Consider the following 15505-nt stretch of genomic DNA (forward strand, 5'->3'; position numbering starts at 1 on the left):
GGGCGGCGGGCCCGCCCGTCCGGCTACCCGGCCGGCGCGATCCACTCCACGGCCCGGGCGAGCGCCGCGGGGGGCTCCCCCGGGGTGGGCAGCAGCGCGGGCACGACCGTGGTCGCGCCCGCCGCCGCGTAGGCGCGCAGCTTCTCCCGGCACTCCTCGGGCGAGCCGTGCAGCACCAGGGCGTCCACGACCTCCTCGGGCACGGACGCCGCCGCCTGCCTGCGGTCGCCGGCCTCCCAGGCGTCCCACAGGGGCGCGAGGGCCTCGCCGCGGCCGAGCCAGCGCTGGTACTCGGCGTACACCGGCACCGTGAGGTACCCGGCGATCAGACGGCGGCCGAGCTTGCGGGCGTATCCGCGGTCCTCGGTGGGGCAGACGAAGACCCGCACCACGACCTCCTTGTCCGTGCCGCCGGCCGCGTGGAACTCGGCGAGCGCGGTGGGCACGTCGGCGGCGGCGAGCCAGTTGAGGATCACCCCGTCGGCCTCCCGTCCGGCGAGCCGCAGCATGCCGGGCCGCAGCGCGCCGAGCAGCAGCGGCGGGGTGCGGTCGGGGGCCCGCTCCAGGCGGAAGCGGTTGACCTCGAAGGTCTCGTACTCCTGGGTGACGGCCTGCCCGGTCAGCGCCTCGCGCAGGAAGCGCAGGGTGTCCCGGCAGCGGGCCCAGGGCCGGTCGTGGGGCAGGCAGTTCCAGTGCTCGACGACGGTGGGCGACGAGGCGCCGACACCGAGCAGGAACCGCCCGGGCGCGGCCTCGGCGAGCGCGGCGGCGTGCATGGCGAGCAGGGCGGGTCCTCGGGTGTGGACGGGCACGACGGCGGTGCCGAGCCGCAGCGCGGGCGCCCACACCGAGGCGAGGGCGAGCGGGGTGAACGCGTCGGCGCTCGCCGTCTCCATGGACCACAGGTCGGTGAAGCCGAGGTCGGGCAGGCGCTCGACCAGGCCGCGCTGCCCGGCCAGCGGCAGGGCGTCGAGCGGGTAGGTCAGGCCCCAGCGCGGCTGCGGGGTGGTCATGCGTGTGTCCTCCCGAGGTGCCCTTACCAGCAGGTAACCGACCCGTGACGGCCCATGCCATCACAGGGGCGCGCGGGGCGACAAGGGGGGCCGGGCGGCGGGGCGGGGGTCCGGGGCGGGCCGGGCGGCCAGGAGGGTGTCGCGGCTGAGCCGGTCGGCCAGGCGGGTGGTCTGCGGGAGGCGGTAGCGGGGGGCGAGGTCCAGCACATGGCGGCAGGCCGTCGCCAGGTCGATGCCGTGGCCGACGGAGACGAAGACCGGCTTGACCCCCGGCTGGGTGCGCAGGGCGCGGCCGACGACCTCGTCGCCGTCCAGCAGCGGCGCCCACGCCCCCCGCTCCTCGCCGAGCCCGGTGTGGCGGCCGACGAACGCGGTCTTGGCCACGCCCGCGGTCGGCACTCCGGTGAGCACGCCGAGGTGGCAGGCGAGGCCGAAGCGGCGCGGGTGGGCCAGGCCGTGCCCGTCGCACAGCAGCAGGTCGGGAGTGAGGGGGAGCCTGTTCAGCGCGGTGAGCAGGGTGGGCAGCTCGCGGAAGGCGAACAGGCCGGGCCGGTAGGGGAAGGACGTCTCGCCGACGGCGGTGGCCCGCGCGACGGGCTCGTGGGTGACCGCGTCGAGGACCACCACGGCGGCGGCGACCCGGGTCGGGCCGCCGTCGGTCTCGGGGCCGTAGGCGACGTCGAGCCCCGCCACGGTGGCGGGGCTGTCCGGGCCGGGACCGGCGGCGTCCACCCGCGGGCGCAGCTCGTCCTGGATCCGCAGCGCCTCGTCCTCGGTGGCGGGCCAGGCGCCGGGCGTCTCGATGTCCACCGGTCTCCTCCCCCGTGCGGCGCGGGCCGGGCCCGTGCCAGGGAGAAGACCCTAGCGGTCCTCGCCGCGACGGCTGCTGGTGCGGTAGTCGTTGCTCAGTTCGCTGGGGTACAGCCGGCGGTCGCCGGGCTCGACGGGCTCCGGCAGGCAGTTCTCATGATCGTAGTCGTAGCCCTTGGGCTCCGGGCCGTCCTGGTGGCCGGGGCCGTGGTCGGGCGGCGCCCCGTGGTCCACCTCGTCCCGGGTCTCCCAGGCGCCCCGGCGGGGCTGCGAGGCCGGGACGGGCGGCTCCTGGCGCTTGCGGCGTATGTACAGCGCCCGGGCCACCATCAGCGCGATCACGAACAGGACGCCCACGACGAGCGGGCCGATGCCGACGGCGTGGTCCCAGGTGACTTCGGCCAGATCCATACCTAGTGTTCGCATACGGGGCGGTTACCCCTGTTCCGCCTCCTGAATCCGATCACGGTAGGCGCGGGCCGCGGCGCGCAGCGCGTCCTCGGCGTCCACGCCGTGGGCGGCGGCCAGGGCGGTCACGGCCAGCAGCAGCTCGCCGACGGAGGCCGCGTCGGGGTGCGCGGGCGGGGCGATCGGGGTGGTGACGGGGACGTCGAGCCCGGCCTTGCGGACCCGGGCCAGGAGCTTCCCGGCCAGGGCGAGGGCGGGCTGGCCCAGCGGCACGCCCTCGGTGACCGAGGAGCGCTGCTTCTCGGCCGCCTTGAGCTGCTCCCAGTTGGCCTCGACCTGGTCGGCGGTGGTGGCGTCGGCGGAGCCGAAGACGTGCGGGTGCCGGTAGACCAGCTTGTCCACGATGCCGCCCGCCACGTCGTCGACGGAGAACGGGTCCTCGGGGTGCTCCTCGGCGATCCTGGCGTGGAAGAGCACCTGGAGCAGCACGTCGCCGAGCTCCTCGCGCAGCGCCGTCCTGTCGTCCTCCTCGATCGTCTCGACCAGCTCGTACGCCTCCTCGATGAGGTACTTCACCAGGGAGGCGTGGGTCTGCTCGGCGTCCCAGGGGCAGCCGCCGGGCGAGCGGAGGCGGTCCATGACGGCGACGAGGTCGAGCAGCCGCGCCCCCGGCAGGTCGTAGGAGGCGGGCAGCAGCTCCAGCTCGGGCATGCGGGCCTGCCCGGAGGCGGCGAGCGCGGCCAGGTCGTCGGCGAGGCCGCCCGCGGCGTCGTCGTGCCCGGTGACCACGACGACCGTGCGCCCGGCGCAGCCGTCCACCAGTTCCCTGGCGGCGGGCGCGGCGACCTCCACGCGCACCCCGGCCTCCCGCAGATACGGCAACTGGGGGTGGCCGGGGTCGGCGCACAGCACCCGGTCGGCGTCGTGCAGGGTCCGCCAGGCGGGCCAGGACAGCAGGCCGGGGGCGACGCGGTGGGTGGTGCTCAGCAGCACCAGGCGGCCGGGGGTGTCGGTGTTCGGTTCCACCCGTCGAACCTACCTCCGGCCCCCGGGAGTCGGCCCAGGGCTTTTTCCCCGCCCGCCCCGGGCCCCGCCGCCCCGGGCCCGTCTCAGGCCCGGTTCTCCGCGGGCCCGGGCAGCCAGGGCTCGGTGGTGCGGTCGATGGTGAGCTGGTCGGGGTTCCACTTGCCGTAGCGCGGGTTCACCGTGATGCCCATGGAGTCGGCGGTCTCCCGCAGCAGGGCGTTGATCTTCGCGTTGCCCTCGGGGGTGCCCAACTGGACGCCCTGGGCGGCGGCGAGCTTGCGCAGGCCCAGCTCGGTGCGGAAGAAGGAGTCGATCTCCTCGGGGGCGATCGCGTTCTGCTGGAGCAGGACCGCGCGCAGCCGGTCGGCGCCGCCCGCCATGGACTCGTTGCGCTCGCGGAAGTCCTGGAGCTCGCGGCGGGTGACCTCGATGCCCTCGTCCTCCAGCGCCTGGTCGGTGACCCGGGACAGGACCATGCCGTACAGGGTGATGCTGGGCAGCCGCTCCGGCTCGGGCGCCGGGGCGCCGTGGTTGGCCTCGTTCTGGGCGTCGCGCACCTGCTCCACCTTGTGCTGGAGCGACGAGACGCTGATCTGGTCGTCGCCGACCACCGCCGCCGCGCCCTGCTTGGGCGTGCCGCACGCGGTCAGCAGCGGCGCGCCGACCAGCAGGGCACCCGCCGCCAGGAGCGCCGTGCGGCGTACGGTCGAGGTGGATACGGACGCGGAGCGGCGGATCACAGGACCTCCTGCGGAACAGGACCACGGTGGTGTTGCCCGGTGATCGAGAGCATATGGAGTGAACGCCACCGAGATCCAGCGTCCGGAACCGGCCAGCGGGTCGGGAGGCCCCCGCGGCGGCGGGCCCTAGGCGTCGCAGGCGACCCCGTCCCCGTCCCTGTCCAGGTGGGCGCCGTACCCCGGCTCACCGCGGCGCAGCGGGGCGCGGCCCGCGGCGCGGACGGCGTCGCAGTCGGGGTAGGCGGTGGGCGCGGGGGCCCGGTCGGCGCCCGAGGGGCGGTCGGCCGCAGGCAGCGGCTCGCCGGGGCAGTCGCGCAGCACCCGCCGCATCGCGTCCCGCTCCGCCCCGGTCACGCTCAGCCCGTAGCGCTGCTTGACCGCGGCCTGCCGGGCCACGTAGGCGCAGCGGAACGCCCGGTTCGGGGGCAGCCAGGTCGCGGCGTCGGCGTCGCCCTTGGCGCGGTTGGCGGAGGCGTCCACGGCGAGCAGGTTCAGCGGGTCGTTGGCGAGGGCGACGCGGCGGTCCCGGGGCAGGCGGGCGGCGCCCTTCTGCCAGGCGTCGGACAGCGCGACCACGTGGTCGATGTCCACCTCGCTGCGCCCGCCCCTGGCGAAACGTATCTCCGCGCCGGTGTAGGGGTCGCGGAGCAGACCGGAGACGACCCGGCAGCCGTCCTGCCGGCGCTGCGTCAGGTCCCGGACGAGGATGTCGTCGCGGGTGCCGCAGCCGTCCCCGTCGCCGTCGGCCCAGTCGTCGCCGAACTCCTCCCGGGCGTAACCCGTCCTCGGGCCGCGGCCCTTGACGGTCAGGGAGTCCACGGCGGACAGCGCCGTCGCACCGGTCCCCTCGCCCCGCCGCCCGGTCTCCGCGCCCGGCTCCCCGGTGTCCGCGGTGCAGCCGGCGGCCAGGGTCGCGGTCACGGACAGGGCGCACAGCACGGCGGGCAGACGGCGGCTCATGTCCCAAGGATGGCGCACCGCCTCCAGCGCACGGAATCCCGCCTTCCGTTTGGCTGCCGCCGGTCCGCCCGACCGGGAGCGGCCGGTGGAGGCGGTGGCCCGGCGGTGGCCCCGGCGGTGGCCCCGGCTTCCGCGCGGGTTCTCCCCGCCGCCGCGCGGCGGGGAGACGCACGTCACATCCGGGTCCTGTCACATCGTGCCGGGCTTGTCTGTCAGGGATGTGGAACCAGCAACCACGGCACACAGGAGCCCACCATGGAAGCCCGTCTGAACCTCCTCGCCAACCCGGTCAGCGCCAAGATCTTCAAGCACATCAACGCGGCGAACAAGGTGCTCGCGGACTCGACGCTGCCGGCCTCGACGCAGGAGCTGGTGAAGATCCGCGCCAGCCAGATCAACGGCTGCGGGTTCTGCACCGACATGCACACCAAGGACGCCGCGCACGCCGGGGAGACCGCCATCCGCCTGAACCTGGTCGCCGCCTGGCGCGAGGCCAAGGTGTTCACCGACGCCGAGCGCGCCGCCCTGGAGCTGGTCGAGGAGGGCACCCGCATCGCCGACGCGGCCGGTGGCGTCCCGGACGAGGTCTGGGCGAACGCCGCCAAGCACTACGACGAGGACCAGCTCGCCGCCCTGGTGTGCCTCATCGCCATCATCAACGCCTACAACCGCGTCAACGTCCTCGTCCAGCAGCCCGCCGGCGACTACGAGGTCGGCATGTTCGGCTGACGGGCGGTACGCACCGGCCCCGGGCCCGGCTTCGCGGCCGGGCCCGGGGTACTAGCCGGGCAGTTGGCCCAGCCACACCAGGGTGCGGCGCAGTTCCGCGGGGAACGGGTGGTGGGGGCCGTAGCGGCGCTCGGCGTCCGGCAGGAGGCGGGACAGGACGTCGTGGGCGGCCCAGCGGTCGCCGATCGACAGCAGCAGGTTGCCGGTGCGGTGGCGGACCTCCAGCGGCAGGTCGGGGTCGGCGGCGGCGTACGACTCGAAGTACGGCAGCAGCACCCGGTACTCCGACAGCGCCGCGGCCGTGTCGCCGAGCTGCTCCAGGCACTGCGCGGCCTCGTAGCGGAACCGCAGGCACTGCCGGTCGGCGGGGCCGTGCAGCCGCGCGTACTCCTCGGAAAGCAGCCGCAGCTCGGGCAGGGCCCGCCGGTACTGGCCGTCCTCCATCAGGGTCGCGGCGTACTGCTTGCGGAGGGCGAGCACCACGGGGGAGCGCTCGCCGTGCCGGTCCACGGCCACGGGCAGCGCGCCGCCGAGGATGTCCACGGCCTGGGTGATCCGCCCGGCGGCCAGCAGCGCCTTGACCTCCTCCACGGCCCCGGCGAGGTCCACCCCGCCGGACGGCGCGTGGGCGGGCTGCGGGGGCGCGGTCACCGGCGAGGAGGCGGTCACCGCGCGCTCGGGCCAGGGCGCCTGGGGGCGCAGGAACGGCCGGGTGGGGTCCATGGGCCCGGGCGGGCGCACCCCGAACGGCGTGACGCCGGGCGCGGGCAGCAGCGGGGCCAGCGCGTGGTACACCGACTGGGCGTCGGCGGGGCGGTCCTGCGGGTCCTTGGCGAGCAGCCGCAGCACCAGCGCCTCCAGCGGCTCGGGCACCTCGGGGCGCAACTGCCGCAGCGGGACGGGCGGCTCGTACAGGTGGCGGTGGAGCACGCCGAGGGCGGTGGTGCCCTGGAAGGGGGCGCCGCCGCTCACCATCTCGTGCAGCACCACGCCGAGCGCGTACAGGTCGGTGGCGGGGCCGACCGCGCCGCCCATGGCCTGCTCGGGCGCCATGTACACGGGGCTGCCGATGGGCAGCCCGGTCTGGGTGAGGCGGGTGGTGTCGGTGTCGAGGACGGTGGCGACGCCGAGGTCGAGCACGGTGACGGCGCCGTCGGCGCGGATGATGATGTTGCGGGGCTTGAGGTCCCGGTGGACGATCGGCACGGCGTGCACGGCGGCGAGCGCCCCGCACAACTGCGCGGCCACGGCGACGGCCCACGGCCAGGGGTAGGGGTCGTGCTCGGCGAGGTGGTCGGCGAGGTCGGCGCCCTCGACGTACCGCATGACCAGGTACAGCTCGCCCCCGTCCTCGCCCGCGTCGAACACGGTGACCAGGCCGGGGTGGTCCACCTGGGCGGTGACCCGGCACTCCCGCAGGAAGCGGCGGCGCAGCTCGCCGGTCTCGCCCGGCTCGGCGATCCGGTCGGTGCGCAGCAGCTTCACGGCGACGCGCCGGTCCAGACGGCGGTCGTAGGCGGTCCAGACCTGGCCCATGCCGCCCTGCCCGAGGACGGTCGCCAGTTCGTAGCGGCCGCCGATGAGGCGTCCGGTCACCGGCCGCCCTCCTGCTTGCGCAGGTAGTCGCTGAGTTCGTCGAGTTCGGCCCGCACCTGCTCGATGCGCGGCGCGGTCGGGCGGGGCGCGGGGGCGGGGGCGGGCGGCGGGGTGTCCTGGTACGGGTTGTAGCCGAGGGGCTGGGCCTGGAGGGGCGTCTGCGGCTGGAGCGGCGGCTGGGGCTGGGCGTACGGCAGCGGCACGGGCTGCGGCTGCCCGGGCAGCGGGCCCGGGTGGGGGCCGGGCGCCGGGCCGGGCACGGGGCCCGGCCGGGGGGCGCTGTGGATCCTGATGTCCATGGCCAGGTAGTAGACGGTGGTCAGCACGGCCAGGCCCAGGATGGTGGCCACGCCGACGTCCGACCACACCGACTCCTCCGGGGTGCCCCCGGTCAGCGCGAACCCGGTGACGGCCAGCGCGGCCACCACCGCGGTCAGCACCCAGTCCAGGGCCCGGCGCCGCAGCACGGCTATCCGCAGCATGGGCGCCCAGGCGCCGATGCCGCAGGTGAGCAGGGCGATGAGCACGAAGAGCACGCGCAGGGCGGCGACGCGCTGCTGGCTGGCTGGCGACGGGACGGTACCGGGGCCGGTCATCGGTGCTCCAGGCTCTTTTCAGAATCGGTGGCGCGGGCGAATCCTTGCCCCGGCGAGGGTATCCGCCACCACCCACGCCCGGGCCCGGTACGTCGCCGTCCGCGGCCCGCGGGCCCGCCGCCCGGCGCCGCCCGTGAGCCGCCCCCGCCGACGCGCGGGCCCCGCCCCCGCGCCCCGCCCCCGCGCCCGGGGTCAGCGCAGCGGGTCCGGCCCGATGGTGCCGTCCGTCAGCCCGTCGTACAGCCCCCGCACCAGTTGCTCCCCGAGGCGCTCCGCCTCGCGCAGCGCCTCCTCGAAGGCGGCCAGCGCCCGGAACCGCTCGCCGTAGCGGCGCTGGTCGGGCAGGGGGAGCCGGGGCAACCGGAGCCTGCGCACGTCCAGCCGGGCCGAGGAGGAGGTGTAGCTGCTGGCGCGGCGGTTGTTGGCGGTGCCGCGCAGGAACCCGGCGAGGAACCACGGGTCCAGCGCCTGCGGGTCCGGCCGCAGCAGGTACAGGTTGCGGCCGACGGCGGCGCCCGCGGAGGCGGCGTCCACCACGCGGGCCACGGCGGCCCGCCCCAGCGCGGGCACCACCACGTCGCCCGGCTCGGTGAGCAGCGGCTCCTCCTCCGGTCCGTCGGGCAGCGCGCCGGTGGGGCCGGTGCCGCCGATGACGTCGTGCTCGGTCAGCACCGCGGGTCCCGCGCCGCCGGGCGCCGCGCCCTGCCCGCCCGGCCACAGGCGCAGCGCCCCGGCCCTGGCCAGCTCCCCCACGGTGGTGGTGGGCCAGCGCCGCGACTCGTCCGCGCCCTCGGGCAGCGGCGCCAGTTCCGCGGTGCGGGTGAGGGTGGCGGCCAGTCGCTCGCGGACGTCCGTCAGCTCGGCCGCTCCCCCGGCGGCGGGCGGCGGCAGATGGCGGGCCGGGGTGAGGTCCACATCGTCGTCGAGCAGGTCCACGGCGGGCACGGCGCGGCTGACGCCGGGGCGCTCGGGCACGGTGCCGTGGGTGTGGAAGGCCCGCCACGCCCGCAGCACGGCGGTGCGCACGGCCTGCCACGGCAGCCGCTCCCCGTCCCCGGTCTGGGCGGCGTCCACGAGCAGCAGGCAGGGGGCGGGCTCGGGGCCGCCGGGGCGGCGCAGCACCCACAGGTGCAGCGGGATGCCGTACGGCGGGGCGGCGCCCGCGGGCAGGGCGACGACGGCCCGCAGCGCGCCGCGGCGCAGCAGGTCGGCCCGGATCCGGCGACCGGAGCGGCGGGAGGCGGCGGCGGGCGGCATGAGCATCACCACGGTGCCGCCGTCGCGGACGTGGGCGAGGGCGTGCTGGACCCAGGCCAGCTCGGACTCGGTGCGGGCCGGGAAGCCGTACTCCCAGCGCGGGTCGTAGGCGAGCTCGTCGTGGCCCCAGGAGCGCTCGTTGAACGGCGGGTGGCACAGCACGGCGTCGGCGGCGAGCCCGGGGAAGGCGTCGGCGCGCAGGCTGTCGCCGACGCCGATGCGCACCCGGGCGCCGTCGTGCAGGGCCAGGCGCAGCGCGGCGAGCGCGGCGAGGTCGGGGTCGGACTCCTGGCCCGCGACGGTGTCGGCGGCGCCGGCGACGCGCAGCAGGGCGCCGGTGCCGCAGCCGGGGTCGAGGACGGTGGCGAGCGGCCCGGCGGCGCGGGCGATGTCGGCCATCAGCTCGGCGGGCTCGGCGGGGGTCAGGGAGTACTGACGGGGGTTGGCCTCCAGGTAGCGGCCGAGCAGGAACTCGTACGCCTGCCGCGGGCCGAGCTCGGCCGCGAGCGCGGCGGCACCGCGGGACAGCGCGGGGTCGGCGGCGGGGGCGACCGGGTGGCCGGGGCCGAGTTGCTCGGTGAGGACGGCGTCGAGGGCGCCGGGCAGCGCCCGCGCGAGGGCCTCCTCGTCGCGGGCGGCCAGTTCCCGCCACGCCCCGGGCCGCCGCAGCACGAGCAGCAGCACCGCCCCGGCCTGGCGCAGCGCGGCGGGGATGCCGTCGGCGTGGCCCTCCACCTGCTGCCAGAGGCGTTCGCGCGGCGGCACCTCGGCGAGCTTGCCCTGGGCGCGCAGCCACTTCTCCACCTCGGCGAGGGCGAAGGTGGGGCTGGTCTCGGTGCCGCCGACGGGCCGGGGGAAGTCGGCGTGGCGGCGGCGCCAGTTGCTGACGGCGGCCCGTCCGACCCCGGCGAGCCGGGCGATCCCCGCGGCGGTCACCTCGCTGGTGTTGTCCGGCACTTCGGCTGGCTCCCTTCCCCGGCGACGTGGCACGGCAAGCCTACCCATTCACCCGTTCACAGTGTGGACCGAGACACCATCAGAATTCTTGTGTTGACTCGGTTCACAGCTCATGCTCTGATTGTCACACCGGTTCACGGCAGCAGAGCGGACGAGGCGTCACAACCCCGTCCCCGCGCCGCGATTCCGGTGCGCGCCCCCGGCGCACCACGTTCGTCACCCGGCAACAGAGGAACAGCCCCCGTGCACCCACTGGTGAGAAACAGCGTTCTGGCGGCCGCCTGCGCCGCCGCCGTCGTCGGCCTCGCGGCCTGCGGGGACTCGTCCTCCGACGGCGGGAACGGCGGCGGCGCGGACGGCCGCCCCGCGGCCGCCCCCGCCGCCTCCTCCCCCGCCCCGGCGTCCCCCTCGGCGTCCCCGTCCCGGTCCGCGTCGGCACTGTCCGGCCTGTCCGCGCGGGAGATCGCCGACCGGGCGTCACGGGCCACCACGGGCGCCGACTCGGTGACCGTGGACTTCGACGGCGTCCTCGACGGCAGCCCGACGAAGCTGCACCTGGCGCTGGACCGCGAGGGCGAGTGCGCGGGCGAGATGACCATGGGCGAGGGCCGGGCGGAGATCGTCAAGACCGGGGGCACCGCCTACATGAAGTTCGACGAGCCGATGTGGCGCTCCGTCGGCAGCACCCCCGAGGAGGCCGCGACGATGCAGGAGCTGATCGGCGACCGCTGGTTCAGCGCCCCCGCGTCCGGCTCCGACGGATCCGACCTGACCGCCATGTGCGACCTGAAGGAGCTGCTCTCCGGCTTCGGCGAGAGCGGCACCTCCGCGGCCAAGGGGGAGGAGAGCGAGGTCGGCGGCGTGCCGGTGATCTCGCTGGTGGAGAAGGACGGCGCGGAGACCACCACCGGTTACGTGGCCACCGAGGGCGAGCCGTACGTCATGAGGATCGTCTCCGCCGGCGGCGACGAGCCCGTCACCGTGACCTTCGCCGACTACGGCAAGCCGGTGGCGGCGCAGGCCCCGCCCGCGGCGGACGTGATCGACCTGGCGGAGCTGGGCGGCTGAGACCGCCCGGCGGGCGGCCCCGGACGCACGGCCCGCCCCTGCGCGAAACCGCCCCCCGGGGACCCGGACAACCCCCGGAACCCCGGAAGACCGAGAACACCACAAGAACAAGGGGGGGACCCATGTCCCGCAACACGCTGATCAGCATCCGCGCCACCCGGCGCGGGCGGCTCGTGACCGGCGTCGGCGCGCTCGCCGCCGTCGCGGTCCTCGGCGCGGGCCTCACGGCCTGCGGCGAGGACGAGGAGCCGAAGAAGGTCGGCACCAGCCAGGACGGCGGGGGCGAGAAGGCCGCGCGGGAGAGCGGGAAGAGCGACTCCGGCAAGAGCCCGGACAAGGGCTCCGGCAAGAGCTCCGGCAAGAGTTCGGGCAAGCCCGAGGGGAGCTCCGCCGGGCAGCAGGCCAAGACCTTCAAGGTCGGCGACCGGATCGCGCTGGGCTCCTGGGAGTTCACCGTCCACGAGGTCGTCGACCCGCTGAAGCCCTCCACCGAGTTCCTCACCCCCGAGCCCGGCAACCGCTGGGTCGGGGTGGACCTGGAGGTGACCAACAAGGACAGCGGCAGCCAGGACTTCTCCAGCCTGCTGTTCGTCGAGCTGAAGGACTCCACCAACAAGGTCCACGACGTGGCGTTCACCGGCGAGGAGGGCCGCACCCCGCCGGACGGCGCGGTCTCGGCCGGCGAGTCGCGGCGCGGCGCGGTGGACTTCGAGGTCCCGGAGTCGGCCAAGGGCCTGACGCTGACCATCGCACCGGACCTGCTGGACGAGGACGCGAAGGCGACCGTCGTCCTCGGCTAGCCCGAACCCGTCGCCGACCGGGGGGACGGCGACACCTCGGGGAGCCCGCACCGACACACCGGTGCGGGCTCCACCGTCGTCCTCGGGGACTGACGGCGCCGCGTGGCGTCACCCGCGCCGGTACGCCGCGCCCGCCGCCGCGAGCAGGGCGTGGAAGCGGGATTCGGCCACTTCCGGGGGGAAGTGGCCGGCCAGTTCCAGGCCGACCGCGCCGTGCGCGGCCGCCCACAGCACCTCGGCGATCTCCTCCGCCCCGGCGCCGCCGAGCAGCCCGGCCTCCAGGCACTCGGCCACCACCCGGCGCATCACCTCGAGGCTGCGCCGCCCGGCCGCCCTGGCCTGCTCGGACGGGGTGTAGCCGGGGATCGCCTGCTCGAACATCACGCCGTAGTAGTTGCGCTCGGCGAGCGCATTCTCCCGGTACGCCCTGCCGATCGCCCGCAGCCGCTCCAGCGGGTCGTCGCCGCGGGGCACGGCCTCCAGGCGGCGGCGCAGCCGCTCGAAGCCCTCCAGGTACAGCGCCTCCGCGAGCCCCTCCTTGCCGCCGAACAGCGTGTACAGGACGGTGGTGGAGCAACCCGCCGCGGCGGCGATCCGGCGCATCGTCAGGGCGCCGGGGCCCTCGGCGACCAGCAGCCCGCTCGCCACGTCCAGCAGTCCCGTGCGCAGCGCCCGCTGGGTGTCGCGGCGGGCCCTGCCGTAGGCGGTGGCCTCGTCAGCGGGCACCGGCCGCCTCCTCCCCCGCCGCCGCCTCTGCCGCGCCGGACCAGTCGGACAGCGGCCGGTAGACGGGCAGCCCGGCCTCCTCCAGCGCGGCGCGGCGGGCGAAGTACTCGTCGCCCATCGGGTCCACGCCGCGCAGCGGCATGGCGCTGCGCCACGTCGCCACGTCGTGCGGGGCCAGCTCGGCGGCCCGGTCGAAGCGGCGGGCCGCCGCCTCGGCGTGCCCGGCCCGGTGCAGCCACAGGCCGAGCGCCGCCTCGGTGCGGGCGGCCTGCTCGGCGGAGGTGGGGCGGGGCAGGTGGCGGCGCACCTCGTCCTCGTCGAGGCCGCTGTCGCCGTCCTCCACCCAGCGGCGCAGCGCGGCCAGCACCCGGGAGGAGTCGATGCCGCTCATGGAGCGGAACAGGTCGGTGGCGAACTGGGTGTCGTTCGGGCGGGCGATGCGGCCGTCCTCGTCGATCCAGACCACGGTGGGGACGTTGACGACGTGGTAGAGGTCGCCGACCAGCGCGTCGGTGTCGATCAGCGTCAACGCGCCGCCGCCCGCCGCGGCCTCCGCCTCGGCGATCCACGGGGCCGCGTCCTCCACCCGGCGGTCCAGGGCGACGGTCAGCACCGTCAGCCCCCGGTCGGCGAGGGCGTCGTGCTGGGCGTACCAGGTCGGCAGGTCGTAGCGGCAGCCGCACCACGAGGCCCAGAACACCAGCGCCACCTTGCGCCCGCGCAGACCACTCAGGGTGTGCGGCACCCCGTGGACGTCGCGGAGGGTGAAGTCCGGGGCCGCCCCGCCCGCCAGCGCCTCGGCCCGCCGCTCGGCCGCCGCCCCGGCCACGGCCACGGCGGAGCCGTCGGGCAGTTGCTCGACGGCGAGGGGCTGCCCGAGCAGCGCGGCGAACCCGGCGAGGTCGAGCCGCCCCCGCTCGTCCTCCACGGCCGCGGCGGCCCGGGCGGGCACACAGCGCTCGTCCTGGCACCAGCCGTGGGGCTTGCGCTCCCAGCCGAGGGCGTCGCGGACGCTGTCGGGGGTGAGGAGGAGGGCGCCGTCGGCCGCGCGCCGGGCGGCCCGGACGGTGGTCTCGCGGCCTTCGGTGAGGACGGTGAGCTGCATGGCGGTCCCCCGTTTTTGTTCAGTAACACCGTTATCCGTCGAGAACGACGGTACCGGGGCGGCGGGACGGCCGCAACGCCGTCTCAGCGGCCCTCAGGGCGCGGAGGGGCGGGGGCCGGGCGGGCGACCTCGGCCACCCCGCGGATACGGTCCTCCCCGAGCCGGCCCCGCCCGCCCCGCGGCCCGCCTCGCCTTGAGCCGCCGGGGTGTCACAGCCGCCGCGCCGCCAGGGCGCACGCGGTGGCGGTGGACGCCGCGGCGAGGGCCGCCGCGAGGGCCAGGGGGAGCCAGGGCAGGGTCACCGTCCCGCTGTCGGAGGCGGTGACCATGCCTTCCACCGCGGCGTTCGCCGGGGACGCGCCCGCCACCAGCACCAGCAGCGCCGCCACGACCGTGGACGGCACCGCCCAGCCGGGGGCGCGCAGCAGCGGCCGGTTGCACGCGGCCCCCACCGCGGTGCCGAGCAGGGCGCAGGTGAGCACCGTGAGCAGGCCCGCGGCCGCCGCGCCGGGCAGCGGCACCGGCTCCTGGCCGCCCTTGGCGTGCGGGTCGCCGATCGCCGTCACCAGCAGCGCCCCGGCCGCGCCCAGCGCGGTCGAGGCCAGCAGCGCGGCCAGCACCGCCGCCAGGTGGACGCGCGCCGGGCCCGCCGCGGCGGCGGCGCAGGCCCGGGCCGCGGCGGGCTCGTTGGTGACGCACACCCGCACCAGCCACGCGGCGACGGGCAGCAGCGCGGCGGCGGCGTACCCGAGCGAGTCCAGCACGGGCTCCCCGCCGCGCACACCGACGGCGAGGAACGCCGCGTACAGCAGCACCGGGGGCAGCCAGCGCTGGGAGCGGACCAGCAGGGCGGTCTGGTAGCGCAGCAGCGCGGTCACCGCGGCGCACCCCCGTCCCGCGGCCGCACCCGCCGCACGTGCCAGGGCGGACGGGCGGTCAGCAGCGCCCGCAGCACCGCGTCCGACCGGTCCGCCGCGACGGTCAGCCGCACCACTCCCCCGGCGCCGTGCTCCACGGCCAGAACCCCGGGCAGCCCGGCGGGGTCCCCGGTGCCCTCCGCCTCGATGAGCACCGCCGGCCCGGCCCCGGCCGAGGGCTCCGGCGGCGAGACCGCGCCGCCCGCCGCCACCCGGCAGGCGCTCCCGCCGGGCGCGCCCGCGAGCCGCCGCGGGTCGTGGTCCACGAACACCACCGCGGCCCCGCCCGCGACCCGCTCCAGCACCACCCGGTCCAGCTCCTCCCGCGCGGCCCGGTCCAGGCCGGTCCACGCCTCGTCGAGCACCAGCAGCCCGGGGTCCGCGAGCAGCGCCTGGGCGACGGCGACCTTCTGGGCGGTGCCCTTGGACAGCTCCGCCAGGCGCGCCCCCGCGTATCCCGCGGCCCCGAACCGCTCGAGGCACTCCAGCGCCGCCCGCCGCGCGGCCCGGCCCCGCAGCCCGTGGACGCGGCCCAGGTGCGCCAGCCAGCCCAGCGCGGTGAAGGGCAGGGCGGCGGGGAAGCGCTCGGGTACGTACGCGGTGCGGGGCCGCCCGGTGATCCGCCCGGCCCGGGGCAGCTCCACCCCGGCGAGCAGCCGCAGCAGGGTGGACTTGCCGGAGCCGTTGGTGCCCTCCACCCGCAGCAGCGTGCCGGGCGGCACCGCGAGGTCCACGTCCCGCAGCACCCACCGCCCGGCGGGCCCGTACCGCTGCCCGACCCCGTGCAGCCGCAAGCT

16 protein-coding genes are annotated in these 15505 nt (G+C 76.8%); 3 read left to right on the top strand and 13 right to left on the bottom strand.

Annotated features, from left to right (window positions below):
* Positions 1 to 23: 23 nt before the first annotated feature.
* The 6 genes from ACYVO2_RS16600 to ACYVO2_RS16625 form a co-directional block, all read right to left on the bottom strand.
* A complete protein-coding gene (locus tag ACYVO2_RS16600; protein ID WP_461008588.1) occupies positions 24 to 1013 on the bottom strand; it encodes an LLM class F420-dependent oxidoreductase in 990 nt (329 codons plus the stop codon).
* A 60-nt stretch (positions 1014 to 1073) separates the two neighbouring features.
* Positions 1074 to 1823 (bottom strand): endonuclease V, encoded by a 750-nt coding sequence (locus ACYVO2_RS16605; protein WP_461008589.1) that lies wholly within the window; start codon positions 1821 to 1823, stop codon positions 1074 to 1076.
* A gap of 51 nt (positions 1824 to 1874) precedes the next feature.
* Positions 1875 to 2234, bottom strand: a complete 360-nt coding sequence (locus ACYVO2_RS16610) for a DUF6479 family protein (RefSeq protein WP_461008590.1) — start codon at positions 2232 to 2234, stop codon at positions 1875 to 1877.
* 24 nt (positions 2235 to 2258) lie between these two features.
* Positions 2259 to 3257 carry a nucleoside triphosphate pyrophosphohydrolase gene (locus ACYVO2_RS16615; RefSeq protein ID WP_461008591.1) on the bottom strand — a complete coding sequence of 333 codons (999 nt, stop codon included), beginning with the start codon at positions 3255 to 3257 and terminating at the stop codon, positions 2259 to 2261.
* A gap of 83 nt (positions 3258 to 3340) precedes the next feature.
* Complete coding sequence (locus ACYVO2_RS16620; protein ID WP_461008592.1) at positions 3341 to 3997, bottom strand: SurA N-terminal domain-containing protein; 657 nt, start codon at positions 3995 to 3997, stop codon at positions 3341 to 3343.
* A 126-nt stretch (positions 3998 to 4123) separates the two neighbouring features.
* Positions 4124 to 4957 (bottom strand): GmrSD restriction endonuclease domain-containing protein, encoded by an 834-nt coding sequence (locus ACYVO2_RS16625; RefSeq protein ID WP_461008593.1) that lies wholly within the window; start codon positions 4955 to 4957, stop codon positions 4124 to 4126.
* A gap of 255 nt (positions 4958 to 5212) precedes the next feature.
* Here ACYVO2_RS16625 and ACYVO2_RS16630 point away from each other — a divergent pair, with 255 nt between their 5' ends.
* Positions 5213 to 5686, top strand: a complete 474-nt coding sequence (locus ACYVO2_RS16630; protein WP_461008594.1) for a carboxymuconolactone decarboxylase family protein — start codon at positions 5213 to 5215, stop codon at positions 5684 to 5686.
* Positions 5687 to 5737: 51 nt separating this feature from the next.
* Here ACYVO2_RS16630 and ACYVO2_RS16635 read toward each other — a convergent pair whose 3' ends face one another.
* The 3 genes from ACYVO2_RS16635 to ACYVO2_RS16645 all read right to left on the bottom strand — a co-directional run bounded on the left by ACYVO2_RS16635 (position 5738) and on the right by ACYVO2_RS16645 (position 10092).
* The gene (locus tag ACYVO2_RS16635) at positions 5738 to 7222 is read right to left on the bottom strand and encodes a serine/threonine-protein kinase (protein ID WP_461008665.1); all 1485 of its coding nucleotides are present in this window, start codon (positions 7220 to 7222) and stop codon (positions 5738 to 5740) included.
* Between the two features lie 56 nt (positions 7223 to 7278).
* Positions 7279 to 7878, bottom strand: coding sequence for a hypothetical protein (locus ACYVO2_RS16640; RefSeq protein WP_461008595.1), 600 nt, complete (start codon positions 7876 to 7878; stop codon positions 7279 to 7281).
* A gap of 192 nt (positions 7879 to 8070) precedes the next feature.
* Entirely contained in the window at positions 8071 to 10092 is a 2022-nt protein-coding gene (locus ACYVO2_RS16645; RefSeq protein WP_461008596.1) for an HsdM family class I SAM-dependent methyltransferase, read from the bottom strand.
* 255 nt (positions 10093 to 10347) lie between these two features.
* On the opposite strand from ACYVO2_RS16645, the gene ACYVO2_RS16650 reads away from it, so the two are divergent.
* Complete coding sequence (locus ACYVO2_RS16650; protein ID WP_461008597.1) at positions 10348 to 11160, top strand: hypothetical protein; 813 nt, start codon at positions 10348 to 10350, stop codon at positions 11158 to 11160.
* A gap of 122 nt (positions 11161 to 11282) precedes the next feature.
* Entirely contained in the window at positions 11283 to 11960 is a 678-nt protein-coding gene (locus tag ACYVO2_RS16655) for a DUF4352 domain-containing protein (protein WP_461008598.1), read from the top strand.
* Positions 11961 to 12068: 108 nt separating this feature from the next.
* Here ACYVO2_RS16655 and ACYVO2_RS16660 read toward each other — a convergent pair whose 3' ends face one another.
* From ACYVO2_RS16660 to ACYVO2_RS16675, 4 genes are all read right to left on the bottom strand, one after another.
* Complete coding sequence (locus ACYVO2_RS16660; RefSeq protein ID WP_461008599.1) at positions 12069 to 12686, bottom strand: TetR/AcrR family transcriptional regulator; 618 nt, start codon at positions 12684 to 12686, stop codon at positions 12069 to 12071.
* On the bottom strand, positions 12676 to 13791 hold the full coding sequence (locus ACYVO2_RS16665; protein ID WP_461008600.1) for a redoxin domain-containing protein: 1116 nt from the start codon (positions 13789 to 13791) through the stop codon (positions 12676 to 12678). Before ACYVO2_RS16665 ends, ACYVO2_RS16660 begins: the two co-directional genes overlap by 11 nt.
* Positions 13792 to 14000: 209 nt before the next feature.
* Positions 14001 to 14669: an ABC transporter gene (locus tag ACYVO2_RS16670; protein ID WP_461008601.1), complete on the bottom strand. Its 669-nt coding sequence runs from the start codon at positions 14667 to 14669 to the stop codon at positions 14001 to 14003.
* The gene (locus tag ACYVO2_RS16675; RefSeq protein WP_461008666.1) at positions 14666 to 15502 is read right to left on the bottom strand and encodes an ABC transporter ATP-binding protein; all 837 of its coding nucleotides are present in this window, start codon (positions 15500 to 15502) and stop codon (positions 14666 to 14668) included. The genes ACYVO2_RS16670 and ACYVO2_RS16675 overlap by 4 nt, the downstream gene beginning before the upstream one ends.
* Between the last annotated feature and the right edge of the window lie 3 nt (positions 15503 to 15505).

Source organism: Streptomyces capparidis (assembly GCF_054782095.1).